The following is a 23,937-nucleotide window of genomic DNA, read 5'->3' on the forward strand; positions in this document are numbered from 1 at the left end:
CGCTAGCGCCGGAAGGCGCGGACGATGAGCAGCAGCGCGAGCAGGACGGCGACCGCGGCGGCCGTCGCCGAGGGCAGCGCGAGCAGGAGGACGAGCGCGCCCGCCGCGGAGACGATCGCGGGCCAGCGCGCGCCGGCGACTCCGCGGTCCAGCCGGCGCAGGATCAGCGCGATCAGCGAGGCCGCCACCGCGAACGCGAGCAGGGCGTCGGCGTCGAGGACGACCACCGCGAGCACCGACACCAGGCAGACGGCGAGCTGACCGGCCGCGGGCACGCCCGTGCGGCGGTTGCGGTGGGCGAACGGCCCGGGGATCTCGCCCGTGTCCGCGAGCCGGACGAGCGCCGAGGCGTCGCGCCGGGTCAGGGCGACGAGCGCGAGAAGGGCGGCGAGCACGGCGGCGATGCCGACGAGGGCGGCGGCGGGGGTCCCGGCTGCGACCGCGGAGAGCGAGGCCGGGACATCGGCGAGCTCCTGCGGACCGACGAGCAGCAGCAGCCCGACGCCGATCACGGCCGCCACGACGGTCGTGATGCCGATCCCGAGCAGCGAGCGGCCGAGCGTCGGCGTCTCGCCGGGCGAGGCGGGAGCGAAGAGGACGAGCAGCAGGGCGGCCGCCGTTCCGGCACCCTCCGCACCGCCGATCACCGTCTCCGACGGCGCCGCGACCGGGTCCGCGAGGGCGACGATCACGGCGGACGCCAGCAGGAGGAGCAGCACGAGCCCCAGGAGCAGGCGCGCGAGCCCGGGCGGGACGGCACCGCCGCGGAGCACGAAGAGGGTGGTGCCGACGATCAGGAGCACGGCGACCGGGCGCGCGCTCGCGCCGACGATCGAGTCGGCGGCGGTCAGTGCGAGGGCGGACGCCGCGAGGGCGCGGCCGGCGAGCCCGAGCCACTCCCCCGTCGGTCCGTCGTGCACCTCGCGGCCGGAGTCGGCGACTGCGCCGACGACGGCCATCGCCGCCGCGAGCCCGAGACCGAGCAGCAGCCACCAGCCGGCCTCGTGCGCGGCGGGCGACCAGACCAGGAAGAGCGCGGCCACGGCGATCGACGCCCGCGACAGCTCGGAGGCGCGCAGCAGACCCCCCGTCCGGGTCTGATCACCATGCATGCGCATTCACTCATGCTAGGGCGTCGGACGCTCCCCCGAGCGAGCCGAAGGCCGCCGACCGCGGACGCTCGTGCTGATCGAGCAGCCCGCACAGCGGGCGTCTCGAGATCCACCACCGTCAGACGCGGGTCCGCAGACCACCCCGCGGACGACGCCGGGTCTCGATACGCCGCTCCGCGGCTACTCGACCAGCATGTGGCGCGCGGAGCGCGGACGTCTCCGGTCTCGGCCTACGCGTCGCCGTCGAACATGGAGGTGACGGAGCCGTCGTCGAAGACCTCGTGGATCGCGCGGGCGAGCAGCGGGGCGATCGGCAGGATCGTCAGGCGGTCCCACTTCTTCTCCTCCGGCAGCGGCAGGGTGTCGGTGACGACGACCGAGTCGATGAACTCGGAGCTGAGCAGCTCGCGGGCCGGGTCGGAGAAGACGGCGTGGGTCGCGGCGACGACGACGCCGATGGCGCCGGCGGCCTTGAGGGCCTCGGCGGCCTTGGCGATGGTGCGGCCGGTGTCGATCAGGTCGTCGACGAGGAGGCAGACGCGGCCGCTGACCTCTCCGACGATCTCGTGCACCGAGACCTGGTTCGCGACCTTGGGGTCGCGGCGCTTGTGGATGATCGCGAGCGGCACGCCGAGCTTGTCGCTCCAGATGTCGGCGACGCGGACGCGGCCCATGTCCGGCGAGACGACGGTGAGGGTCGAGGGGTCGAGCTTCTCGCGGAAGTGCTCGAGCAGCACCGGCATCGCGAAGAGGTGGTCGACGGGGCCGTCGAAGAAGCCCTGGATCTGCGCGGCGTGCAGGTCGACCGACATGATGCGGTCGGCGCCGGCGGCCTTGAACAGGTCGGCGACCAGGCGGGCCGAGATCGGCTCGCGGCCGCGGCCCTTCTTGTCCTGGCGCGCGTAGGGGTAGAACGGGGCGACCACGGTGATCCGCTTGGCCGAGGCGCGCTTGAGCGCATCGACCATGATCAGCTGCTCCATGAGCCACTCGTTGATCGGCGAGGTGTGCGACTGCAGGACGAAGACGTCCCCGCCGCGGACCGACTCGCCGTAGCGGACGTAGAGCTCGCCGTTCGCGAAGGTGCGCCCCTCGGTGGTGACCAGCTCGGTGCCCAGCTCGTCGGCGACCGCTTCCGCCAGTGCCGGATGCGCCCTCCCCGAGACCAGGACCAGGCTCTTCTTGTTGCTGGCGGTGATGCCCGTCACTGTGCTCCGCTTCCTCCGGTCGCGCGGTCGGTGCCCTCGGGCTCCGACGCCTGGGCGGCCTCGGCGGCGGTGGCCGACGCGGTTCCCGGACGATGGGTCTGCACCCATCCGGCCATGTTGCGCTGCGGAGCGACGGTGATGCCGAGGGCTCCGGCGGGGATGTCCTTGCGGATGACCGTGCCGGCGCCCGTGTACGCTCCGTCACCGATTCTAACGGGGGCGACGAAGACGTTGTGCGACCCGGCGCGCACGTGCGACCCCACGACGGAGGACGCCTTGTTCACCCCGTCGTAGTTGGCGAAGATCGAGCCGGCGCCGATGTTCGACTCCTCGCCGATCGTCGCGTCGCCGACGTAGGAGAGGTGCGGCACCTTCGAGCCGGCGCCGATCGTCGCGTTCTTGGTCTCGACGTAGGTGCCGATCTTCCCGCGCTCGCCGAGCACGGTGCCCGGGCGCAGGAACGAGAACGGGCCGACCTGCGCCTGCGCGCCGATCACCGCGAGTGTCGCGTCCGAGCGCTTGATCACCGCGTCCTCGCCGACCTCGCAGGAGTCGAGCGTCGTGTCCGGCCCGATGATCGCTCCGGAGGCGATGACCGTCGGCCCCTTGATCTGCGTGCCGGGGAGGATCTCGACGTCGGGCGAGAGCACCGCGTCGACGTCGATCCAGGTGGTGGCCGGGTCCTGGATCGTGACGCCCTCGAGCTGCCAGCGGCGGACGATGCGGGCGTTGAGCTCGAGGGCCGCGTCGGCGAGCTGGGCGCGGTCGTTGATGCCGGCGACGAGCCAGCGGTCCTGCACGGGGACGGCCTCGATGGCGCGGCCGGCGGCCTTCAGCGCGGCGGCGGCGTCGGTGAGGTACTTCTCCTGCTGCGCGTTGTCGGTGCCGATGGCGCCGATCACCGCGCGCAGGGCGGCGGCCTCGAAGGCGTAGACGCCGGCGTTGGTCTCGGTGAGCGCGAGCTCGGCGTCGCTGGCGTCCTTCTGCTCCACGATCGAGGCGAAGCCGCCGTCGACGCCGCGGACGATCCGGCCGAAGCCGGTCGGGTCCTCGAGCACGCAGGAGAGCATCGTCAGGGCGTTCGCCGCGCCGAGGTGCTCGTCGACCAGGCGGCGCAGGGTCGGGGCGTCGAGGAGGGGGACGTCGGCGCTGAGCACCACGACGGTCCCGTCGAAGTCGTCCGGCAGCGCGGCGAGGCCGAGCTCCACGGCGCGGCCGGTGCCGGGCACCTCGTCCTGATCGACGACGAGGGCCGCGGGCGTGTGGTCCAGGACCGCGGCGGCGACCCGCTCGCGCTCGTGCCGGACGACGGTGACGACGTGGCCGGCGTCGAGCGAGGCGGCCGTGTCGAGGACGTGCCCCAGCAGCGGGCGCCCGGCGAGACGGTGCAGGACCTTGGGGGTGCGGGACTTCATCCGGGTGCCCTGACCGGCGGCCAGGATCACCACCGCGAGCGTGCTGTCGACCATGGTGCGCGTGCTCCTCCGTCCGGCACCGGTGCTCGGTGCTCGAGCTCCGCCACCAGGATTCGAACCTGGACCGGACAGCTCCAAAGGCTGCCGTGCTGCCGTTACACCATGGCGGACCGCGCTCTCGCGCGCCGTCCATCCTGCCATCCGCCCGCACCCGCCGTCGCCGTGGCGTCCCCGTCGAGGGGTTCCCGGCGACTCCCGGGGCGCGCACCCGCCAGAATGGACGGGTGAGCGCGAATGACGAGGTGGACGGCATCGTCGACGCCTGGGTGCGCGAGCGGCCCGACCTCGACTTCACTCCCCTGCAGGTCTTCTCCCGGATGCGCCGGCTCGCCAAGCAGCTGGAGCGGGCGCGCGGCAGTGCCTTCGGCCGCTCGGAGCTCGAGACCTGGGAGTTCGACGTCCTCTCCGCCCTCCGCCGCGCAGGGGCGCCCTACCGGATGAGCCCGAAGCAGCTGCTCCAGGCGACGATGGTCACCAGCGGCACGATGACCAATCGGATCGACCGCCTCGTCGAGCGCGACCTCGTCGAGCGCCTCGACGATCCGAACGACGGCCGCGGCGTGCTGGTGCAGATGACGCCGTCGGGCCTCTCCCGGGTGGATGCGGCGATCACCCGGCTCGTTGACGCCGAGCAGGAGCTGCTCGGAGCCCTCACGCACGCGCAGCAGGAGCGGCTGGCGCAGCTGCTCCGCAAGCTCTCGCTCGACTTCGGCTGACGCCGCTGCAGAACATCAGCTGAGACAGGGGTCCCTCCCCCCACAGCGGAGGCACACCCTTCTCAGCTGATGTTCTGCGCCGCTCTCAGCCCTCGAGCAGCTCCGACAGCTCCAGCCAGCGCAGCTCGAGCCCGGCCGCCTCGTCCTGGTGCTCGCGCAGCTTCGCGTTCAGGCCCAGGATGCCGTCGTAGTCGTCCGGGTCGTGGGTCGCCATCTTCTCGTGCACCGCGGCGGAGAGCTGCGTGAGCTTGTGCAGGCGCCGGTCGATCGCCGACACCTCCTTCTCGGCGGTGCGCCGCTCGGCGCCGCCGAGACCGGACGGCGCCGGAGCGGAGGCCCCCGTCGAGCCGCCCGCGGGCGCGCCCTTCTCCAGCGCGCGGCGCAGGTCGAGGTACTGCTCCACCCCGCCTGGCAGGTGGCGGAACGCGCCGTCCATCACGGCGTACTGCTGGTCGGTGACCCGCTCGAGCAGGTAGCGGTCGTGCGAGACGACGAGGAGCGTGCCGGGCCAGGAGTCGAGCAGGTCCTCGATCGCGGCGAGCATGTCGGTGTCGAGGTCGTTGGTGGGCTCGTCGAGGATCAGCACGTTGGGCTCGCTGAGCAGGATCAGCAGCAGCTGCAGCCGGCGGCGCTGGCCACCGGAGAGGTCCTTCACCGGCGTCGAGAGCTGCGCGCTGGAGAAGCCGAGGCGCTCGAGCAGCTGCCCGGGCGTCATCTCCTTGCCGCCGATCGAGTAGCTGGTGCGCTGCTCGGCGATGATCTCGCGGACCGGCTGGTGCTGCACCTCGGTCAGCTCGCGCAGCTGCTGGTCCAGGATCGCGACGCGGACCGTGGTGCCGCGCTTGACCTTGCCGCTGGTCGGCTGCACGCTGCCGGCCACGAGACCCAGGAGCGTCGACTTGCCGGCGCCGTTCACGCCGAGGACGCCGGTGCGCTCGCCGGGAGCGATCCGCCACTCGATCCGGTTGAGCACGGTCCGCTCGCCGTAGCGGACGGTGACGTCGAGCAGGTCGACGACGTCCTTGCCGAGCCGCGAGACGGCGAGCTGCGACAGCGAGACGGAGTCGCGCACGGGCGGCTCGTTCTCGATCAGCTGGTTCGCCGCGTCGATGCGGAACTTGGGCTTGGCCGTGCGGGCCGGAGCGCCGCGGCGGAGCCAGGCCAGCTCCTTCTTCATCAGGTTCTGCCGCTTCGACTCCATGGTGGAGGCCATCCGGTCGCGCTCGACGCGCTGCAGGATGTACGCCGCGTAGCCGCCCTCGAAGGGCTCGACCAGGCGGTCGTGCACCTCCCAGGTCGCGGTGCAGATCTCGTCGAGGAACCACCGGTCGTGGGTGACGACCGCGAGGCCGCCCGAGGTCGCGGCCCAGCGGCGCTTGAGGTGCTCGGCGAGCCAGGCGATTCCCTCGACATCGAGGTGGTTGGTGGGCTCGTCGAGGAAGACGACGTCCCAGTCGCCGACGAGCAGCTTGGCCAGCGCGACGCGGCGGCGCTGGCCGCCCGAGAGCGCGCCGACGACGCCGTCCCAGGGGACGTCGCGCAGAAGCCCGGCGATGACGTCGCGGGTCCGCGCGTCCCCGGCCCACTCGTGCTCCTCGAGGCCGCCGACGACGGCCTGGGCGACGGTGAGCTCCTCGTCGACGGTGTCGGCCTGGTCGAGCATGCCGAGCGTGACGCCGCGGCGGTGGGTGACCCGGCCGCCGTCCGGCTCGATGCGCTGGGCGAGCAGGCGGAGGAGGGTGGACTTGCCGTCGCCGTTCCGGCCGACGATGCCGATGCGGTCGCCCTCCTCGATACCGAGGGAGACGTCGTCGAAGATGACCCGCGTGGGGTACTCGAGGCGGAGCGACTCAGCGCCCAGGAGATGTGCCATAGGGGCCGAGTTTACCGGGGGCCGCCTCCGCGGATCCCCACGGGCGGACGCGGTGCGCTCAGGCGACCGTCACGGTGCGCATGTGCCAGCCGGTCGCGCCGTCGGGGGCGGGCGGCGCCTCGTCCTGCGTCTGCACCAGGCCCTCGGAGTCGGTGGCGCGGACCAGGACGACGTGGTCGCCGGCGATCGCGTCCCACTCGTAGACCCACTGGATCCAGGTGTCGGCGGTGACGGCCTCGGCCAGGCGCGCGGTCTGCCAGGCGCCGCCGTCGATCTGGACCTCGACCTTCGAGATGCCGGTGTGCGGCGCCCAGGCGACGCCCGCGACCGCGACCGTGCCGGCCGGAACGGCCTGGCCCTGGCGGGGGACGTCGATCCGGGACTCGACCTTGATCGGGCCCCGCTCGGTCCAGCCGCGGGTCGACCAGTAGGCGACGTCGTCCTCGAAGGTGGTGACCTTGAGCTCGGTGACCCACTTCGTCGCCGAGACGTAGCCGTAGAGGCCCGGGACGACCATCCGCACCGGGAAGCCGTGCTCGACCGGGAGCGGCTGGCCGTTCATGCCGACCGCCAGGAGGCTGGCGCGACCCTCGTCGGTCAGCACCTCGAGCGGGCTGGAGGCGGTGAAGCCGTCGATGCTGCGGGAGAGCACCATGTCGGCGCCGGCGGTCGGGCGAGCACGGGCGAGCAGCTCGCGGATCGGGTAGCCGAGCCAGAGCGCGGTGCCGATCAGGTCGCCGCCGACCTCGTTCGAGACGCAGGAGAGGGTGACGAGGTGCTCCTCGAGCGGGAGGGCGAGGAGCTCGTCCCAGGTGAGGGTGATCTCCTCCTCGACCATGCCGGTGATCTTCAGCGACCAGTCCGCCGGGTCGACGCTGGGCACGGAGAGCGCGGTGTCGATCCGGTAGAAGTCGTCGTTGGAGGTGACGTAGGAGCTGATGCCCTCGATGCTGTCGAGGACGCCGGTCGCGGGGATCGGCGCGGCGGTGGCGGCGGGGGTCGGCAGCACGACGGCCTCGCGGACCGCGGTGACGGCGGAGGCGGCGGCGGTGACGACGCGCGCGCCCACGCCCGCGACGACGGCGGCGGCACCGGCGATGCCGACCAGGCGGAGGAAGGAGCGGCGGTCGGTCGAGCCCTGAGCGGGCTCCTCGTCCCAGGCGCGCAAGCGGGCGGAGGCGGCGCGCAGCACCATCGCGCCGGCGACCATGCCGACCACGCTCGGCGCGGCGTCGATGCCGGAGGCGCCCTCCCGGCTGACGGCCGCGAGGGCTCCGAGGCCGGCGACGGCGGCGAGGACCAGGACGCCGAGCGGCGTCTTGCGGTACTCGAGCAGTCCGGCGGCGATGGCGAGCAGGGCGACCGCGATCCCGAGGGAGACGAGGAGGACGAGCTTGTCCCCGGTGCCGAACAGGGCGATGACCGTGTCCTTGACGCCGGGCGGGACGATGTCGATCACGAAGCCGCCGACCGCGACGAGAGGGCTGCCGCCGGCGCCCGTGAAGACGGCGACGAGCTCGGCGGTGGCGAGGGTGACGGCGGCCGAGACGAGCCCGGTGAGGATCGCGAACAGTGCTACTCGTCTGGGGGCCATGAGCGGCACTCTAGGCCACGAGATCGAGCGTTCTCTGCGGACGGCGGGTGGGTCTCGATACGCCGCTGCGCGGCTACTCGACCAGCATGGGTGGGCCGCTGCGCCGCTACTCGACCAGCATGCCCCGACGGCATGCCTCAGGTGGAGAGGAGGCGGGCGCCGTGGACCGGGCCGGAGACGCGGACGGCGCGCAGGCGGGCGGACGTCAGCTCGAGCTGCAGGTCGAGCGCGGCGTCGGCGTCGGGCAGGAGGAAGGCGACCGTCGGGCCGGAGCCGGAGACGAGGCCGCCGAGGGCGCCGCTCTCCTCGCCGCGCTCGAGGATCCGCGCGAGGCCGGGCTGCAGGTGCAGGGCGGGCGCCTGGAGGTCGTTGTGCATCGCATCGGCGAGCATCGCGGCATCGCCCGCCCGGAGAGCCTGCAGCACGTTCGGCTCGATGCTCGGCGTCGCGGAGATCGGCCGGAAGTCGTGCAGGTGCCGCTCGCGGTGGCGATCCAGCTCGCGGTAGACCTCGGGGGTCGACAGGCCCTGCTCCGAGAGCACGAGCACCCACTCGAAGCGGCCCTTCGCGAGCGCGGGGCTCAGCTCGTCGCCGCGGCCGACGCCGATCGCGGTGCCGCCGGTGAAGGAGAACGGCACGTCCGCGCCGAGCCCGGCGGCGATCCCGAGCAGCTGCTCGCGGGTGCAGGCGGTGCCCCAGAGCGCGTCGCAGGCCAGCAGCGTCGCGGCGGCGTCGGCCGAGCCGCCGCCCATCCCGCCCGCGATCGGCACGTTCTTCTCGATCTCGAGGTGCACGCCGCCGCGGTAGCCGGTCGCCCGGGCGAGGGCCCGCGCCGCCTTGATCGCGAGGTTCGACCCGTCGACGGCGAGGCCGCGGGTGTCGATCGAGCCGGAGAACTCGACCGAGAAGTCGGGGGCGTCGCTCGCGCGGACGTCCTCGTAGAGCGACAGCGACTGGAAGGCCGTCGCGAGCTCGTGGTAGCCGTCCTCGCGGACGGCGCCGACTTTCAGGTAGACGTTGATCTTGCCTGGCGCTCGCGCGTGGACCCGGTTCGACGTCGTCGCGCGATGGGCCATGCGACCACGCTACAGGGTGGCGGAGCCGCGCTCGTCCGCGGCGGGAGCGCTCTCGTCGACGGCCTCGCCGGCATCCTCGTCGACGCTCTCGCCGTCGTCCTCGGGCCCTGTCGCAGTTGGCACCGCGCCACCGCGGACCGGCACCCGCGCCGGGTCGAGCGCCCGGCCGAGGGCGGTGAACGCCGCGACGTCGAGCTCCTCGCCGCGGGCCGTCTGCGGCACGCCGGCCGATTCGAGGGCGGCGATCGCGGCCGTGCTGTCGCCGAAGAGCGCGGCGAGCGACTGGCGGAGCATCTTCCGCCGCTGCGCGAACGCCGCGTCGACCACCGCGAAGACAGCGCGGCGCAGGGTCTCGTCGCCCGGCTCCTCGCCGCGCTCGAACGAGACGAGGACGCTGTCGACGTTGGGCACTGGCCAGAAGATCTGCCGGGACACGGTGCCGCCGGTCGTGAACGAGCCGAACCAGGACGCCTTGACGCTCGGGCCGCCGTAGATCTTGGAGCCCGGGCCGGCCGCGAGGCGGAGGCCGACCTCGGACTGCACCATCACCACGCCGGAGCGGATGCTCGGGAAGTGCTCGAGGAAGTGCAGCAGCACCGGCACCGAGATGTTGTACGGGAGGTTCGCGACGAGCCGCACGGGCTCGCCCGGCAGCTCGAGCACCTTCATCGCGTCCGCGCGGATCACGGTGAGGTCGGCGGCGGGCGCCATCAGCTGGACCGTGCGGGGCAGCTGCTCCGCGAGCCGGCCGTCGATCTCGACGGCGACGACCCCGGCGCCGGCCTCGAGGAGGCCGAGGGTGAGCGAGCCGAGGCCGGGGCCGATCTCGACGACGCTCTCGCCCCGCTCCACGCGGGCGAGCTTGACGATGCGGCGGACGGTGTTGGCGTCGTGCACGAAGTTCTGGCCGAGCTTCTTCGTCGGCGTGACGTCGAGCAGCTGGGCGAGATCGCGGATCTCGGCGGGTCCGAGCAGCTTCGGGACGGCGACCTCCTCGGCCGCCGCCTCCGCCGCGTGCCGGCCGGTCACGCCAGCTGTCCGACCGGCTCCAACGGCTCCGAGCCGACCTCGCCGCCCCACTCGCCGTAGACCTGCTCCGTGTTCGACGCGATCGTGGCGGCCAGGTGACCGACGTCGGTCTCCAGCGTCGCGGCCATCGAGCGGAGGGTGTGCGGGATCAGGTAGGGCGCGTTCGGGCGGCCGCGGAACGGCTCCGGAGTGAGGTACGGCGCGTCGGTCTCGACGAGGATCAGGTGCCGCGGAGTGGCGACCAGCGCCTCGCGCAGCGACTCGGCGTTCTTGAACGAGACGGTGCCGGCGAAGGAGAGGTACCAGCCCTCCTCCGCGCACATCCGCGCCATCTCGGCGTCGCCGGAGAAGCAGTGGAAGACGGTGCGCTCGGGGGCGCCGACGCGGCGGAGGGTCTCCATCACCTCGCGGTGCGCGTCGCGGTCGTGGATCTGCAGCGCGATCCCGGTCTCCTTCGCGATGCGGATGTGCTCCTCGAACGAGCGGAACTGGGCTGCACGGCCGCTCTCGCCGGTGCGGAAGAAGTCGAGGCCGGTCTCGCCCACGGCGCGGACGCGCGGCTGGGTGGCCAGCTCGGCGATGACGGCGAGGGCGTCGTCGAGCTCGCCGCGCTCCTGGAGCGCCGGCGCCTCGTTGGGGTGGATGGCGACGGCGGCGAGCATGCGCGGCTCGGACGCGGCGCGCTCGGCCGACCAGCGGCTGGTCTCGACGTCGGTGCCGACCTGCACGACGCCGCGGACGCCGACCGTGGAGGCGCGGTCGAGCTGCTCCCGGTAGTCCAGGGGCTCGAGGCCGTCGCTGATCTCGAGGTGGGTGTGGTTGTCGTAGACGGGGACGACGAGCGCCTCGGGCAGCGGCGGGTACGTCAGGTCACGGCCGGACGTGTTCTCACGGGCGCGGACGTGCTGGCTGTCGGTCATGCGTCCAGGCTACCGGGGCGGGGCGGCGGAGCCTCGGCGGGCGGATGGAGAACCCGCGCCTGCACACGGTGGATCTCGATACGCCCGCGGCGCGGGCTACTCGATCAACATATCGGCGCCCGCGCAGCGGGCTCCTCCTGCATGAAGGCGCCCGCGGAGTGGGCTCCGCGATCAGCGGCGCGGACGGGTCAGGACTCCGGGACCTCTATGCGGGGGAAGAGCGGGGCGAGGGTGCCGACGGTGGTGCCGACGGGCAGCTGCCCCCACTCCCCCGCCGCGCGCAGCGGCTGGGCGGTGAGTGCGCCGAGCGCGTCCTGCACGCCGAGCGCCTCCCAGAGCGCCGTGGTCGCGCGGGGCACGACCGGCGAGAGCAGCACGGCCAGGGCGCGCAGCCCCTCCGACGCCGTGTAGAGCACGGTGCCGAGGCGCTCGCGCTCGTCCTTCTTGGCCAGGGCCCACGGCTCCTGCTCGGTGATGTAGCCGTTGAGCTCGTCGACGATCGTCCAGACGGCGGTGATCGCGTCGTGGATCGCGAGGGTCTCGATCGAGCGGTCGGCCGCGGCCGCCGCCTCCGCGACCGTCGCCTGCACGCGCTCCTCCGCCTCGGTCAGTGCCGAGGGCTCGGGCACGACGCCGTCGTAGTAGCGGTGCAGCATCGCGATGACCCGCGAGGCGAGGTTGCCGAAGCCGTTGGCGAGCTCGGCCTGGTACCGCGCCGCGAGGTCCTCCCAGGAGAAGGAGCCGTCCTGGCCGAAGGTGATCGCCCTCATGAAGTAGTAGCGGAACGCGTCCGAGCCGAAGGTGTCGGTGATCTGCTCCGGTGCGATTCCGGTGAGCTTCGACTTCGACATCTTCTCGCCGCCGACCAGCAGCCAGCCGTGGCCGAAGACCTGCTTGGGGACGTCGAGCCCGGCGGCCATCAGCATCGCGGGCCAGATCACCGCGTGGAAGCGGAGGATGTCCTTGCCGACGATGTGGGTCGCCGGCCAGCGGCGCTCGAACTCCGCCTCGTCCTGGCCGTAGCCGACGGCGGTGATGTAGTTCAGCAGCGCGTCGAACCAGACGTAGACGACGTGCGAGTCGTCCCAGGGCACCTTGACGCCCCAGTCGAAGCTCGAGCGCGAGATCGAGAGGTCGGCGAGGCCCTGGCGCACGAAGCTGACGACCTCGTTGCGCGCCGACTCGGGCTGCACGAAGTCGGGGCGCTCCTCGTAGAGCGCGAGCAGGCGCTCGGTGTACTCGCTCATCTTGAAGAAGTAGTTCTTCTCCTTGAGCAGCTCGACCGGCTTCGAGTGGATCTTGCAGACGTACTGGCCCTCGTACTCGCCGGTGCCCTCGTCGAGGTCGGAGAGCTGCTTGTACTCCTCGCAGCCCACGCAGTAGTAGCCCTCGTACTCGCCGGTGTAGATCGCGTCCTCGTCGTAGAGCTTCTGCAGGAACTTCTGCACGTTGACCTCGTGGCGCTGCTCCGTGGTCCGGATGAAGTCGTCGTTGGCGATGTCGATCGTCGACAGCAGCGGCTTCCACGAGTTCTGCACGAGCCGGTCGGCCCACTCCTGCGGGGTCGTCCCGTTCGCGGTGGCGGTGCGCAGGATCTTCTGGCCGTGCTCGTCGGTCCCGGTCAGCAGCCAGGTGTCGTCGCCCGCCTGGCGGTGCCAGCGGGTGAGGACGTCGGCGGCGACCTCGGTGTACGCGTGCCCGATGTGGGGGACGTCGTTCACGTAGAAGATCGGGGTCGTGAGATAGAAGGAGGCGCCGTCGGACATGGCGACCATCCTAGGGTTCGCCGCCGGGGCCTCCCGCTGTGTGACGGAGCGGTGCCGGACGCCACCAGGGCTCGGGCTCAGCCGCGACGGGACGCGAGGGCCGCCTCGTAGAGCGCGCGCTTGGACAGGCCGGTGATCTCCGCGACCTCGGCCGACGCCTCCTTGAGCCGCGCGCCCGCCGCGACCCGCTCGAGCACGTCGGCGAGCCCGTCCTCGAGGGAGGACTCGCGCTCGGGAGCGCCCTCGACCACCAGGCAGATCTCGCCGCGGACGCCGTCGGCCGCCCACTCGGCGAGCTCGGCCGCCGTACCGCGGCGGACCTCCTCGAACATCTTGGTCAGCTCGCGGCAGACCACGACCCGGCGCTCGGGGCCCATCGCCTCGACCAGATCGGCGAGGGAGTCGCCGATGCGGTGCGGCGACTCGAAGAAGACCATCGTCCGGCGCTCGTCGACGAGGGAGCGGAACAGCGTGACCCGCTCGCCGTGCTTGCGCGGCAGGAAGCCCTCGAAGCTGAAGCGGTCGGTCGGCAGGCCCGAGACGGCGAGCGCCATCAGCACGGCCGACGGGCCGGGCAGGGCGGTCACGCGGACACCGGCGGCGACGGCGGTCTCGACGAGGTGGTAGCCCGGGTCCGAGACGGTCGGCATGCCGGCGTCGCTGAGGACGAGGAGGTCCTCCTCGCGGGCGAGCTCGACCAGCTCGGCGGAGCGCTCGCGCTCGTTGTGGTCGTGCAGGGCGTAGAGCTGCGGGCGGTTCTCGATCCCGAGGGCGCGGAGCAGCTGGATGGTGACGCGGGTGTCCTCGGCGGCGATGTGCCGGGTGCTCTCGAGCGCCTCGACGAGCCTCCGCGTCGCGTCGCCGAGATTGCCGATGGGCGTGCCGGCCAGGATGATCATCCGTCCATCCTCCCAGTCGGCGCGCGTCGGCGGCCGAACACGGCCCGGCGGCGGATCCGCGCGCCGTTAGCATGGCCGGGTGACGGACCGACCGCAGCGCGACTTCGACGACCTGCTCCTCGACTCCGCGGGGGCCTCGCGCGCCGTGCCGGTCGGGCCCGCGGACGGGAGCACCGCCGGCGTCACTGCCGCGAGCACCGCCGAGAGCGCCCCGACGACGCGCGTGCGCGAGAGCGCGCCGGATCTGCCCCGCGGCTCCTGGTTCGACGACGTGCACGACCGCCTCGTCGCGACCACCGCGCGCCGCCGGCTCTGGGAGCTGGGGCTGCCGATCCTCGTCGTCGTGGTCGCCGCCGTGCTCCGCCTCTGGAACCTCGGGCACCCGCGCTCGCTGGTCTTCGACGAGACCTTCTACGTCAAGGACGCCTGGACCCTCTGGAACCTCGGCTTCGAGGGCGCCTGGCCGGAGAACCCCGACCCGGGCTTCGCCACCGGCGCCGTCGACGTCTTCACCGGAGCGCCGTCCTTCGTGGTGCACCCGCCGCTGGGCAAGTGGATCATCGGGCTCGGGATGGGCCTGCTCGGCGCGGACGACAGCGTCGGCTGGCGCCTCGCCACCGCGATCGTCGGCATCCTCGCGGTCGCCCTCGTGATCGTGATCGGGAAGCTGCTCTTCCGCTCCACCTTCCTCGCCTCGCTCGCCGGCCTGCTGCTCGCGATCGACGGCCACGCGATCGTGATGTCGCGGGTCTCGCTGCTCGACGGCATCCTGATGTTCGTCGCCCTCTGCGGTGTCGCCGCGATCCTGCTCGACCGGCGCTGGGCCGAGGAGCGGATGGCCGTGAAGGTCGCCGCGGGCGACCTGCCGAGCTGGGGACCGGTGCTCTGGTGGCGGCCCTGGCTGCTGACCGCCGGTCTGATCTTCGGCCTCGCCGCGGGCGTGAAGTGGACGGGCATCTACTTCCTCGCCGCCTACGGCGTCTACGCGGTCGTCGTCGACGCACTGCTGCGCCGGCGCGCGGGCGTGCCGTTCTGGGTCAGCGGCGCGATCCTCAAGCAGGGGCCGGTCACCTTCCTCCTGGTCGTGCCGATCGCGCTGATCGCCTACCTCGGCACCTGGCTCGGCTGGCTGCGCACCTCGGGCGGCTGGGCGCGGCAGTGGGCGACGGAGGCGCCGGGCAACGCCTGGACCGGCGCGCTCGCCTGGGTGCCGGACTGGGCGCAGAGCCTCTGGCACTACCACGTGCAGATGTACGACTACTCGATCAATCTGCGCGCCACGCACCCGTACGAGGCGAACCCGCTGACCTGGCTGCTGATGCTGCGGCCGACGAGCATGTACTTCGTCGACCAGGCGACCGGGGTCGACGGCTGCGCGGCGGTGCGCTGCGACGAGGCGATCACCTCGGTCGCGAACCCGCTGATCTGGTACGCCGGCGTGCTCGCGCTGGTCTACCTGCTCTACCGGCTCGCGCGCTACCGGGAGTGGCGCGCCGGCTTCGTGCTGATGGGCATCGTCGCCGGGTACCTGCCCTGGATGCTGTACCTGGACCGCACCGTCTTCCAGTTCTACTGCGTCGTCTTCGAGCCCTACATGATGCTGGCGCTCGCCCTGACGGCCGGGGTGGTGATCGGGAAGCGCGGTGACGAGCGCGGCAGACGCACGCGCGGCATCGTGATCGTGCTGATCTTCGTGGTGCTCGCGGCGGCCCTGACCGCCTACTTCTATCCGCTGTGGACCGGGCAGCAGACGTCCTTCTCGTTCTGGCAGGCGCACATGTGGCTGCCCTCATGGGTCTGATCGCCCGGATCGGGCCCGGACTCGCGGCCTGCGCGGCCGCCGCGGTCCTGGCCTTCGCGGTGCACCTGGCGGTCCCCGCCGTGCCGATGCTGACGGCCGCCGTGGCGCTCGGGATCCTGGTCGCACAGCTGCCGGCAGCCCGTCCCTTGCTGAGCGGCCGGCTGGCACCGGGGCTCAAGTTCTCCTCGCGCACGCTGATGCGCACAGGCATCGTCCTGCTGGGGCTGAAGCTCTCGCTCGTCGACATCGCCGCGCTCGGCTGGGGAGCGATCCTGATCGTCGTCGCGATCGTGCTCGCGACCTTCGGGCTGACTTACGGCCTCGGGCGGGCGCTGCGCCTGCCCGGCCGCGAGCCGCTGCTGCTCGCCGCGGGCTTCTCGATCTGCGGGGCCTCGGCGATCGGCGCGATGGCCGGTGCGACCCGGGCGAAGGAGGAGGAGCAGGCGGTGCCGGTCGCGCTGGTCACCCTCTGCGGCACCCTCGCGATCGCGGTGCTGCCCGCGCTGCGGTATCCGCTCGGCCTCACGGACGTGCAGTTCGGGCACTGGGTCGGAGCGTCGGTGCACGACGTCGGCCAGGTGGTCGCGACGGCGCAGGTCGCGGGGGCGTCGGCCCTCGCGATCGCGGTGGTCGTGAAGCTGACCCGCGTGGTGATGCTCGCGCCGATGGTGGCGGTGGCCGCTGCCGTGACGCGACGCGGCGGAGACGCGGGAGGACCGCGACCCGCGATCGTGCCGCTGTTCGTGGTCGGCTTCCTCGCGGCGGTGCTGCTGCGGACGCTGCTGCCGCTGCCGGAGGGCGTGCTGGTCGCGGCGGACACGGCGCAGACCTGGCTGCTGGCGGCGGCGCTCTTCGCGCTCGGGAGCGGTGTGCGGCTGCGGGCGCTGCTGACGACCGGCTGGCGGGCGCTGGTCGTCGCGCTCGCGTCCTGGTTCGCGATCGCCGTGATGTCGCTGGCGGCGGTGCACGCGACGCTGTGACAGTCGTCGCGGCGCGACGCTTCGAGTGCTCGGAGCCTGGGACTGTTACGGGATGCGTCGCTCCGGCGGCCCGGTGTCGGCGGCGCCCGCTAGCGTCGATCGCATGGCAGATCGCGAGTACGGCTTCAAGACGCGGGCAATCCACGCCGGCAACATCCCCGACCCGGTGACGGGCGCGCGAGCGCTGCCGATCTACCAGACGAGCGCGTTCGTCTTCGACGACACCTCCGACGCGGCGGCGCGGTTCGCGCTGCAGAAGTACGGGAACATCTACTCCCGGCTCTCCAACCCCACCGTCGCCTCGTTCGAGGAGCGGGTCGCGAGCCTCGAGGGCGGCCTCGGCGCCGTCGCGACCGCCTCCGGCCTGTCGGCGCAGTTCATCACCTTCGCGGCGCTGGTCGGCGCGGGCGACCACGTCGTCTCCTCCGCCAACCTCTACGGCGGCTCGATCACTCAGCTCGACGTGACACTGCGGCGCTTCGGCGTCGAGACCACCTTCGTGCAGTCGAGCGACCCGGCCGACTACGCCGCGGCGATCACCGACAAGACCAAGGTCCTCTACGCCGAGACGATCGCGAACCCCTCCGGCGAGATCGCCGACATCGAGGGCCTGGCCGCCGTCGCGCACGCCGCCGGCATCCCGCTGATCATCGACTCGACCGTCGCGACGCCGTACCTCGTCCGCCCGATCGAGTGGGGCGCCGACATCGTCATCCACTCGGCCACCAAGTTCCTCGGCGGGCACGGCACCACGCTCGGCGGCGTCGTCGTCGAGTCGGGGCGCTTCCACTACTCGCAGGAGAAGTTCCCGCTGCTGCACGACGCCGTCGCGTCCTACGGCGGTCTCTCCTGGGACGGCAACTTCGGCGAGTACGGCTTCCTCACGCGCCTCCGCGCCGAGCAGCTGCGCGACATCGGCCCGGTCCTCGCCCCGCACTCGGCCTTCCTGCTCGCGCAGGGCGTCGAGACGCTGCCCTACCGGATCCAGGCGCACGTCGACAACGCCCGCCGCGTCGCGGAGTGGCTCGACGCCGACCCGCGGATCGAGGAGGTCTACTGGGCCGGCCTGCCCGCGCACCCGCACCACGAGCGCGCGCAGAAGTACCTGCCCCAGGGCCCCGGCTCGGTCTTCAGCTTCGTGGTCAAGGGCGGTCGCGCCGTCGGCCAGACCTTCATCGAGTCGGTCGACCTCGCCAGCCACCTCGCCAACATCGGCGACGCGAAGACGCTGGTGATCCACCCCGCCTCGACGACGCACGCGCAGCTCACGGAGCAGCAGCTGCTGCACGCCGGGGTGCTGCCGGGCCTCGTCCGGCTCTCGGTCGGCATCGAGGACGCGGACGACATCATCTACGACCTCGATCAGGCGCTCACCCGCGCGGTCGAGGAGCACGGCACGCCGGACGCACCGACCGAGCTGCCCGACGACGTCTCGGTGACCATCGACTCCCCGACCGTGGAGGTCTGACCATGAGCGACACCGCCATCGCTGCCGACACCGCCGCGACCACCGAGGCCGACGACACCGTCGTCGCGCACCTGTCGAACGGGCTCAGCTGCTCCGTGCCGACGAATTCGCCCCTGGCGAAGCTGCTCAAGTCGCAGCGCACCTGGGTCGGGCCGGACGCGAAGAAGCGGCTGGACATCCTCCGGCGCGCGAAGACCGTCGCGATCGTCGGCGCCTCGCCGAACCCGGCGCGCTCCTCCTACTTCGTGTCGACCTATCTGCAGCAGTCGAGCGACTACGAGCTGTACTTCGTGAACCCGAACGCGAAGGAGATCCTGGGGCAGCCGGTCTACAAGAGCCTCGCGGACCTCCCGGTGGTTCCGGACATCGTCGACGTCTTCCGCAAGGCCAGCGACATCCCGTCCGTCATCGACGACGTCGTCGCCATCGGCGCGCCGACGGTGTGGGTGCAGCTCGGCATCTGGAACCAGGAGGCCGCCGAGTACGGCGAGTCGAAGGGCCTCACCGTGGTGATGGACCGCTGCCTCAAGGTCGAGCACGCCCGCTTCCACGGCGGCCTGCACCTCCTCGGCTTCGACACCGGCCAGATCACCTCCCGCAAGACCCTGCGCTGACGCGCCCCTCCTGCCCCGAGATGCCACTTGTGCACGCTTTCCACGGCGTGTCGCGCGCACAAGTGGCATCTCGCGGAGGGGGTCAGTCGCCCTTCACGTTGACGAGCTGGCGGAGGGTGTGCCGGATCTCGACGAGGTCGGCCGCATCGGCCATCACCCGGTCGATCGGCTTGTAGGCCGGCGGGATCTCGTCGAGGAAGGCGTCGGTGTCGCGGTACTCGATGCCGGCCATCGCCTCGCGCAGCTGCTCGCGGCTGAAGGTCTTCCGCGCCGCCGACCGGGAGTACTCGCGGCCGGCGCCGTGCGGCGACGAGTTCAGCGACATCGCGTCACCGCGCCCCACCACCACGTACGAGGCGGTCCCCATCGAGCCGGGGATGAGCCCCGGCCGTCCGGCGTCGGCCTGGATCGCGCCCTTCCGGCTCACCCAGACGTCGCGGCCGAAGTGGCGCTCCTTCTCGGTGAAGTTGTGGTGGCAGTTGATCCGCTCCCGCTCCTGGACCGCGACGCCGCTCCACTCGGCGAGCTGGCGGATCACCCGGTCCATCATCTCCTCGCGGTTGAGCAGCGCGAACCGCTGCGCCCAGCGCAGCTCGGCGACGTAGCGGTCGAACTGCTCCGTCCCCTCGACCAGGTAGGCGAGGTCGGGGTGCGGCAGCGCGATCCAGTGCCGCTCGCAGTACTCGCGGGCGACCCGGATGTGCGCCGTCGCGATCCGGTTGCCCACGCCTCGCGAGCCGGAGTGCAGGAACAGCCAGACCGCGTCGGTCTCGTCGACGCTCACCTCGATGAAGTGGTTGCCGCTGCCGAGCGAGCCGACCTGCAGCCGCCAGTGCTTCGCCGAGCGCGCCGGGTCGAAGCCCGCCTCGACGGCGAGCGCCTCCAGCTCGGCCACTCGCGGCTCGGCGGTCGCGGCGACCTTGCGATTCGCCGCGCCGGCCGACAGCGGCACCGCCCGCTCGATCTGCCGCCGCAGCTCGCCCAGGTCGCGGCCGGCGAGGTCGCTCCGGGAGAACTGCGTGCGGACGGCGATCATGCCGCAGCCGATGTCGACGCCCACGGCCGCCGGGATGAGCGCGCCGAGGGTCGGGATGACCGAGCCGACCGTCGCTCCGAGTCCGAGGTGGGCGTCGGGCATCAGCGCCAGGTGGGGGTGGATGAACGGCATCTCGGACGCGGTGAGCGCCTGCTGCCGCGCGTTGTCGTCCAGGATGCTCGCCCAGGAGACGAGCCGCTCCGTGATTCTCTGCATGGTCCTTCCTCTCGTGAAGGCCCGGCGGTCGCCGGGATCGGGGTGGGACGCGCTCGGGGCGGCGGGATGCCGCGAGCCGACCGCGAGGCCCCTCCCCTGCAGAGGAGTGCCGACGCACGAGGGCCCCGAGACGACGTCGTCCGGGAGCCCGCGGCGGATGCCTAGGGGTGCCGGACGACGCCGGGCTGGAGGTTCGCGAGATCGCGCTTCGAGCGTTCGAGCTCGACCGTGCCGACGAGGGCGCGGGGGCGATCGGCGACGAGCAGCTCGTCTCGGGTCGATCGATTCGCGGTCACGGGCTGCTCCTTCCGGGCGTCGGGGGTGCGCACTCCGGTGGCGCGCCCGCCGAAGCCAGCAGTGCCGCTGGTGCCGTGCAACCCGGGCGTGTCGCGCGGCGCGGGACGTCGTAGCCCATCGGCGAAGGATCCTCCTGCCGTCCAGTGAGCACCTCCCCCTCGAGTCGGAGTCTCCTCCGCATCGCGTGGGCGCTCTCTGGGCGACCCCTCCGCGTCCCCGGATCCGTGACAGCGACAGGAGTAGGCAGGACGGGCAAGGGAGAAGCGAACTCCGCCGATCGTGACAACGAATCCGGCCGCCCGGCGGCCACGAAGAGGTGTACGAAACGATGAGAACCACCCGTCCCACTCCAGTCGCCCAGCGCCCGAGGCGCCTCCTGATCGCAGGGCTCGCCTGCGGCGCCCTCGCCTTCGGGTCGGTCGCCACGGCACCTGCGGTCTTCGCCGCCGAGGCACCGGTCAGCGCCGCTGCTGCCTCGGCCGCCGCCTGGCCCGTCGTCGCCGAGGGCGAGAACAGCGCCAACGCCCGAACCGTGCAGCACCTGCTGAACGCCGCCGGCGCCTCCGTGGACGCCGACGGCGTCTTCGGCCCCGCCACCGCCGCCGCGGTGATCTCCTTCCAGAGCGCGCGCGGCCTCTCCGCCGACGGCATCGTCGGCGCGCAGACCTGGGCCGCCCTGATCACGACGGTGTCCTCGGGCGACTCCGGCGAGGCGGTCAGCGCGCTCCAGGTGCAGCTGAACAAGGTCGGCGCGAGCCTCACGGTCGACGGCGCGTTCGGCGCCGCGACCCTCGCCGCCGTGAAGAGCGTCCAGTCGGCGGCCGGGCTGACCGTCGACGGCGTCGTCGGACCGCAGACCTGGCAGTCGCTGGTCGGCACCGGCTCGGGCACCACGCCCGACCCGGGCCAGCCGGGCGAGACGTTCGCGACCCTCAGCGAGGAGCAGCTCGCGAACATCCGCACGATCATCGCCGAGGGCAAGACGGCCGGCGTCCCCGAGTACGGCTGGGTCGTCGCCATCGCCACGGCGATGCAGGAGTCGCGACTGCGGAACCTCTCCGGTGGCGACCGCGACTCGGTCGGCCTGTTCCAGCAGCGCCCGTCGGCGGGCTGGGGCGACGCGGCCGATCTCGTCGACCCGGTCTACGCCTCGAGGGCGTTCTACGGGGCGGCGAACAGCCCCACCACGAACACCGGCCTGACGGACATCGCCGGCTGGGAGTCGATGTCGGTGACCGAGGCGGCGCAGGCCGTGCAGGTCTCCGCCTACCCGGACGCCTACGCGCAGTGGGAGACCCTGGCGCGCGAGGCCGTCGAGAGCGAGGGATGAGGATCATGAGCACGACAGAGATCAGCACGACGGAGATCAGCACGACCACCAGCACGGCGGCCCCCGAGGCCCGGCACCGGCGGAGCATCGGCGCCCGCGTCCTCGCCGTCGTCACCGCCCTGCTGCTCGCCTTCGGCGTCAGCGTCGGGACCGCGACCAGCGCTCAGGCGGCCGACTGGCCCGTCCTCTCCTCCGGCTCGACCGGGGAGGACGTGACCACCGCGCAGTACCTGCTCCGCTCCTCCGGCCAGTCGCTCGCGGTCGACGGCGCGTTCGGCGCCGGCACGCAGTCGGCGGTCACCTCCTTCCAGTCCGGCGCGGGCCTCGCGGCCGACGGCGTGATCGGCGCGGCCACCTGGGGCGCGCTGACGGTGACCGTGCAGAGCGGTGCCTCCGGAGACGCGGTCAGCGCGGTCCAGACGCAGCTGAACGCGAACGGCGCGTCCGTCGCGGTCGACGGCGCGTTCGGCGCGGCGACCACCGCCGCGGTCCAGAGCTTCCAGGGCACTGCGGGACTGACCGCCGACGGCATCGTCGGGCCGGCCACCTGGAAGGCCCTGATCGCCGGGACCGGCGGCGGCACCACGCCTCCCCCGTCGGGCGACGCCGCCGCGACCGCGCAGGCGATCCTCGACAACCCGGGGATCGAGCTCTACGAGCTCGGCTCGGACGCCGCCTCCACCTCGCTCGCGAACATCCGCGACACGGCCGCCGGCCAGCCGGCGAAGACGAGCCCCGAGGGCGACGCCGGAGTGACCTCGGTCGCGCTGAACCCGGCCATGCTCGACGCGCTGCTGAAGCTGAACACGCAGTACGGCCACACCCTGCGGGTCACCTCCATCGCGGGTGAGGACCACTCCACCGGCTCCGGCCACTACACCGGCGACGCGGTCGACATCGACCTGATCGACGGCGTGCGGGTCTACGAGGGCGCCGACCACCAGGCGATCCAGAACGCCTGCGCCGAGATGGGCGCGACGCTCACGCTCGGCCCCGGCGACGCGGGCCACTCGGACCACGTGCACTGCGAGTTCTGACCCTCGGGACCTCGGTTCCGGTACTCGGAACCACAGGGGGCGGGCGCTCGATCGGGCGCCCGCCCCGTTCCGCGCGTGAGGCGTAGTCTCGGGAGATGAGTGCATACGTCTCCGCCTTCGACCTGTTCAGCGTGGGGATCGGCCCCTCCAGCTCGCACACGGTCGGCCCGATGCGGGCGGCCCTGGCCCTCGCCGAGCGGCTGCGGGACGCCGGGCTGCTCGACCGGGTGAGCCGCGTGGTCTGCACGCTCTACGGCTCGCTCGGCTCCACGGGCATCGGCCACGGGACGCCGGACGCGATCGTCGCCGGTCTGTCCGGGCTGCACCCGGAGACCTGCGACCCGGAGGAGGTCCGCGGAGCGTGGCGGCGGCTCGACGAGGACGGCGCGATCGCGCTCGCGGGCGAGGCGCGCCTGCCGATGACGCGCGACGACATCGCCTTCGAGCCGCGCACCCGGCTGCCCGAGCACCCCAACGCCCTGACGTTCAGCGTCTGGCTCGGCGACGCGGCGCTGCCCGAGTGGGAGGAGACCTACTACTCGATCGGCGGCGGCTTCATCCGCCGGGCCGGCGAGCGCGCCGAGCTGGCCTCACTCGCTCCGCACCCCTACCCCTTCGTCTCCGCGCTCGACCTGCTCGCGACCTGCGACCGGACCCGCTCGAGCATCGACGAGATCGCCGCCGCGAACGAGCGGGCGCTGCACCCCGGCCTCGACGTCGACGCGCGGCTGGACGCGATCTGGGACGCGATGGCGGCCTGCGTCGAGCACGGCCTGGCGACCGAGGGCGTCCTGCCCGGCGGTCTGGGCGTGCAGCGCCGCGCCTCCGTCCTGCGCGGCCGGCTCGAGGCCTTCGAGGACGACCCGCTGGACCGCGCGCGGGCGACCTCGGTGGAGTGGCTGCACGCGTTCGCCCTCGCGGTCAACGAGGAGAACGCGGCCGGCGGGCGCGTCGTCACGGCGCCGACGAACGGGGCGGCGGGCATCATCCCGGCCGTCGCGCACCACTACCTCCGCTTCGTGCCCGGGGCGGACCGCGCGGGCATCCGGCGGTTCCTGCTCACCGCGACGGCGATCGGCTCGCTCTGCAAGACCAACGCGTCGATCTCCGGCGCGGAAGCCGGCTGCCAGGGCGAGGTCGGCTCGGCCTGCGCGATGGCGGCGGGCGCGCTGTGCGCGGTGCTCGGCGGGACCCCGCGGCAGGTGGAGAACGCGGCCGAGATCGCGATGGAGCACCACCTCGGGCTGACCTGCGACCCCGTCGGCGGGCTGGTGCAGATCCCGTGCATCGAGCGCAACGCGATCGCGGCCTCGACGGCGGTCAGCGCGGCGCGGCTGGCGCTGCACGGCGACGGGACGCACCGGGTCTCGCTCGACACCGTGATCGAGACGATGCGGCAGACCGGCATCGACATGTCCTCGAAGTACAAGGAGACCAGCGAGGGCGGTCTCGCGGTCAACGTCATCGAGTGCTGAGCGCGGCGGTCGGTA

Annotated in this window: 20 protein-coding genes and 1 tRNA gene; 8 read left to right on the forward strand and 13 right to left on the reverse strand. The window is 72.7% G+C overall.

Annotation, left to right across the window (positions count from 1 at the left end; genetic code table 11):
* Positions 1-2: 2 nt before the first annotated feature.
* From MT353_RS17395 to MT353_RS17410, 4 genes are all read right to left on the reverse strand, one after another.
* Positions 3-1,118, reverse strand: coding sequence for a hypothetical protein (locus MT353_RS17395; RefSeq protein WP_243625443.1), 1,116 nt, complete (start codon positions 1,116-1,118; stop codon positions 3-5).
* A 224-nt stretch (positions 1,119-1,342) separates the two neighbouring features.
* Positions 1,343-2,320: a ribose-phosphate diphosphokinase gene (locus MT353_RS17400; protein WP_123447631.1), complete on the reverse strand. Its 978-nt coding sequence runs from the start codon at positions 2,318-2,320 to the stop codon at positions 1,343-1,345.
* Complete coding sequence (gene glmU, locus MT353_RS17405) at positions 2,317-3,789, reverse strand: bifunctional UDP-N-acetylglucosamine diphosphorylase/glucosamine-1-phosphate N-acetyltransferase GlmU (RefSeq protein ID WP_243625444.1); 1,473 nt, start codon at positions 3,787-3,789, stop codon at positions 2,317-2,319. The genes MT353_RS17400 and glmU overlap by 4 nt, the downstream gene beginning before the upstream one ends.
* Positions 3,790-3,833: 44 nt before the next feature.
* Positions 3,834-3,905: transfer RNA gene (locus MT353_RS17410), tRNA-Gln, on the reverse strand.
* Positions 3,906-4,019: 114 nt separating this feature from the next.
* On the opposite strand from MT353_RS17410, the gene MT353_RS17415 reads away from it, so the two are divergent.
* Positions 4,020-4,511 (forward strand): MarR family winged helix-turn-helix transcriptional regulator, encoded by a 492-nt coding sequence (locus MT353_RS17415; protein ID WP_123447633.1) that lies wholly within the window; start codon positions 4,020-4,022, stop codon positions 4,509-4,511.
* An 85-nt stretch (positions 4,512-4,596) separates the two neighbouring features.
* On the opposite strand, the gene MT353_RS17420 is transcribed toward MT353_RS17415, so the two are convergent.
* The 7 genes from MT353_RS17420 to rsmI form a co-directional block, all read right to left on the reverse strand.
* The gene (locus MT353_RS17420) at positions 4,597-6,384 is read right to left on the reverse strand and encodes an ABC-F family ATP-binding cassette domain-containing protein (RefSeq protein ID WP_123447634.1); all 1,788 of its coding nucleotides are present in this window, start codon (positions 6,382-6,384) and stop codon (positions 4,597-4,599) included.
* 58 nt (positions 6,385-6,442) lie between these two features.
* Positions 6,443-7,978 (reverse strand): molybdopterin-dependent oxidoreductase, encoded by a 1,536-nt coding sequence (locus MT353_RS17425; protein WP_243625445.1) that lies wholly within the window; start codon positions 7,976-7,978, stop codon positions 6,443-6,445.
* 137 nt (positions 7,979-8,115) lie between these two features.
* Positions 8,116-9,054, reverse strand: coding sequence for a 4-(cytidine 5'-diphospho)-2-C-methyl-D-erythritol kinase (locus MT353_RS17430; RefSeq protein WP_123705149.1), 939 nt, complete (start codon positions 9,052-9,054; stop codon positions 8,116-8,118).
* A gap of 9 nt (positions 9,055-9,063) precedes the next feature.
* A complete protein-coding gene (rsmA, locus tag MT353_RS17435) occupies positions 9,064-10,083 on the reverse strand; it encodes a 16S rRNA (adenine(1518)-N(6)/adenine(1519)-N(6))-dimethyltransferase RsmA (protein ID WP_132437714.1) in 1,020 nt (339 codons plus the stop codon).
* Positions 10,080-11,003, reverse strand: a complete 924-nt coding sequence (locus MT353_RS17440; protein ID WP_243625446.1) for a TatD family hydrolase — start codon at positions 11,001-11,003, stop codon at positions 10,080-10,082. The genes rsmA and MT353_RS17440 overlap by 4 nt, the downstream gene beginning before the upstream one ends.
* Before the next feature lie 188 nt (positions 11,004-11,191).
* On the reverse strand, positions 11,192-12,769 hold the full coding sequence (gene metG, locus MT353_RS17445; RefSeq protein WP_123737609.1) for a methionine--tRNA ligase: 1,578 nt from the start codon (positions 12,767-12,769) through the stop codon (positions 11,192-11,194).
* 77 nt (positions 12,770-12,846) lie between these two features.
* Positions 12,847-13,668: a 16S rRNA (cytidine(1402)-2'-O)-methyltransferase gene (gene rsmI, locus MT353_RS17450; protein WP_243625447.1), complete on the reverse strand. Its 822-nt coding sequence runs from the start codon at positions 13,666-13,668 to the stop codon at positions 12,847-12,849.
* A gap of 79 nt (positions 13,669-13,747) precedes the next feature.
* Here rsmI and MT353_RS17455 point away from each other — a divergent pair, with 79 nt between their 5' ends.
* The 4 genes from MT353_RS17455 to MT353_RS17470 all read left to right on the forward strand — a co-directional run bounded on the left by MT353_RS17455 (position 13,748) and on the right by MT353_RS17470 (position 18,531).
* Positions 13,748-15,469: a dolichyl-phosphate-mannose--protein mannosyltransferase gene (locus tag MT353_RS17455; protein WP_243598490.1), complete on the forward strand. Its 1,722-nt coding sequence runs from the start codon at positions 13,748-13,750 to the stop codon at positions 15,467-15,469.
* Positions 15,460-16,449 (forward strand): YeiH family protein, encoded by a 990-nt coding sequence (locus MT353_RS17460; protein WP_243625448.1) that lies wholly within the window; start codon positions 15,460-15,462, stop codon positions 16,447-16,449. Before MT353_RS17455 ends, MT353_RS17460 begins: the two co-directional genes overlap by 10 nt.
* Before the next feature lie 103 nt (positions 16,450-16,552).
* Positions 16,553-17,917, forward strand: coding sequence for an O-acetylhomoserine aminocarboxypropyltransferase/cysteine synthase family protein (locus tag MT353_RS17465; protein WP_243625449.1), 1,365 nt, complete (start codon positions 16,553-16,555; stop codon positions 17,915-17,917).
* A 2-nt stretch (positions 17,918-17,919) separates the two neighbouring features.
* The gene (locus MT353_RS17470) at positions 17,920-18,531 is read left to right on the forward strand and encodes a CoA-binding protein (protein ID WP_308197535.1); all 612 of its coding nucleotides are present in this window, start codon (positions 17,920-17,922) and stop codon (positions 18,529-18,531) included.
* An 82-nt stretch (positions 18,532-18,613) separates the two neighbouring features.
* Here MT353_RS17470 and MT353_RS17475 read toward each other — a convergent pair whose 3' ends face one another.
* Positions 18,614-19,783, reverse strand: coding sequence for an RtcB family protein (locus tag MT353_RS17475; protein WP_243625450.1), 1,170 nt, complete (start codon positions 19,781-19,783; stop codon positions 18,614-18,616).
* Between the two features lie 161 nt (positions 19,784-19,944).
* Positions 19,945-20,079 (reverse strand): hypothetical protein, encoded by a 135-nt coding sequence (locus tag MT353_RS21700; RefSeq protein ID WP_279400856.1) that lies wholly within the window; start codon positions 20,077-20,079, stop codon positions 19,945-19,947.
* 329 nt (positions 20,080-20,408) lie between these two features.
* On the opposite strand from MT353_RS21700, the gene MT353_RS17480 reads away from it, so the two are divergent.
* The 3 genes from MT353_RS17480 to MT353_RS17490 all read left to right on the forward strand — a co-directional run bounded on the left by MT353_RS17480 (position 20,409) and on the right by MT353_RS17490 (position 23,922).
* On the forward strand, positions 20,409-21,410 hold the full coding sequence (locus MT353_RS17480) for a peptidoglycan-binding protein (RefSeq protein ID WP_243625451.1): 1,002 nt from the start codon (positions 20,409-20,411) through the stop codon (positions 21,408-21,410).
* A gap of 5 nt (positions 21,411-21,415) precedes the next feature.
* The gene (locus tag MT353_RS17485) at positions 21,416-22,447 is read left to right on the forward strand and encodes a peptidoglycan-binding protein (RefSeq protein WP_243625452.1); all 1,032 of its coding nucleotides are present in this window, start codon (positions 21,416-21,418) and stop codon (positions 22,445-22,447) included.
* Positions 22,448-22,542: 95 nt separating this feature from the next.
* Complete coding sequence (locus tag MT353_RS17490; RefSeq protein WP_123733580.1) at positions 22,543-23,922, forward strand: L-serine ammonia-lyase; 1,380 nt, start codon at positions 22,543-22,545, stop codon at positions 23,920-23,922.
* Positions 23,923-23,937 lie beyond the last annotated feature (15 nt).

Source organism: Rathayibacter sp. VKM Ac-2927 (assembly GCF_022815525.1).
In the GTDB taxonomy this organism is placed as follows: Bacteria; Actinomycetota; Actinomycetes; order Actinomycetales; family Microbacteriaceae; genus Rathayibacter; species Rathayibacter festucae.

Coding starts and splice junctions, on each gene's coding strand:
- metG (WP_123737609.1), bottom strand. CDS start 12,769: ATGTCCGACGGCGCCTCCTTCTATCTCACGACCCCGATCTTCTACGTG.
- MT353_RS17395 (WP_243625443.1), bottom strand. CDS start 1,118: ATGCGCATGCATGGTGATCAGACCCGGACGGGGGGTCTGCTGCGCGCC.
- MT353_RS17430 (WP_123705149.1), bottom strand. CDS start 9,054: ATGGCCCATCGCGCGACGACGTCGAACCGGGTCCACGCGCGAGCGCCA.
- MT353_RS17420 (WP_123447634.1), bottom strand. CDS start 6,384: ATGGCACATCTCCTGGGCGCTGAGTCGCTCCGCCTCGAGTACCCCACG.
- MT353_RS17425 (WP_243625445.1), bottom strand. CDS start 7,978: ATGGCCCCCAGACGAGTAGCACTGTTCGCGATCCTCACCGGGCTCGTC.
- MT353_RS17475 (WP_243625450.1), bottom strand. CDS start 19,783: ATGCAGAGAATCACGGAGCGGCTCGTCTCCTGGGCGAGCATCCTGGAC.
- rsmI (WP_243625447.1), bottom strand. CDS start 13,668: ATGATCATCCTGGCCGGCACGCCCATCGGCAATCTCGGCGACGCGACG.
- MT353_RS17465 (WP_243625449.1), top strand. CDS start 16,553: ATGGCAGATCGCGAGTACGGCTTCAAGACGCGGGCAATCCACGCCGGC.
- MT353_RS17440 (WP_243625446.1), bottom strand. CDS start 11,003: ATGACCGACAGCCAGCACGTCCGCGCCCGTGAGAACACGTCCGGCCGT.
- MT353_RS17460 (WP_243625448.1), top strand. CDS start 15,460: ATGGGTCTGATCGCCCGGATCGGGCCCGGACTCGCGGCCTGCGCGGCC.
- MT353_RS17485 (WP_243625452.1), top strand. CDS start 21,416: ATGAGCACGACAGAGATCAGCACGACGGAGATCAGCACGACCACCAGC.
- MT353_RS17480 (WP_243625451.1), top strand. CDS start 20,409: ATGAGAACCACCCGTCCCACTCCAGTCGCCCAGCGCCCGAGGCGCCTC.
- MT353_RS17490 (WP_123733580.1), top strand. CDS start 22,543: ATGAGTGCATACGTCTCCGCCTTCGACCTGTTCAGCGTGGGGATCGGC.
- glmU (WP_243625444.1), bottom strand. CDS start 3,789: ATGGTCGACAGCACGCTCGCGGTGGTGATCCTGGCCGCCGGTCAGGGC.
- MT353_RS17470 (WP_308197535.1), top strand. CDS start 17,920: ATGAGCGACACCGCCATCGCTGCCGACACCGCCGCGACCACCGAGGCC.